Genomic DNA, 452 nt, shown 5'->3' on the forward strand with positions numbered 1-452 from the left:
GCAGAAGCCTGCTCACGTGCAGTGTCCAGTTCCATGGAATCCTCTGCCTTCGTGGGCTCGCCCTCTTTCTCCTTGCCCTTGTCCTCACTCGAGCCTTTCCCAAGCTGCTTCTTCAGCTCTTTGCGGATCTCTTCCACGGAGCGTCCGGCCGCGGCCGCAGCAACAGCAGGCTCTGCCATTTGGGCAAGGAATGCAACCACAGACAAAACCGGGTTTTCGACATGGCTAACGGGGTCTCTTCCGTTAGAGCCCTGCAAGTTTGGCACATCGTCGACATATTTGTCTTCAATCTCAAGCTGCAAGAACTTCATCACACATTCTTCCTTTGTCCTCGTACCCACGTGGTTGGCAATTTGTTCCCAGTTGTCATCGAAGTTCTCCAGCCCTTCAAGGAGCAGGACGAGTTCCGAGTCGCCCCAAGGTGTATCCTTATCAGCGGCAATTGTGTACTC

At 54.2% G+C, this 452-nt stretch carries 1 protein-coding gene; it reads right to left on the reverse strand.

The genetic code is table 11. The features are described from left to right. A partial coding sequence (locus JS756_RS39095) for a Myb-like DNA-binding domain-containing protein (protein ID WP_205387486.1) occupies positions 1-452 on the reverse strand: 452 nt, incomplete at both ends.

Source organism: Streptomyces actuosus, from assembly GCF_016921115.1.
GTDB lineage: Bacteria > Actinomycetota > Actinomycetes > Streptomycetales > Streptomycetaceae > Streptomyces > Streptomyces actuosus_A.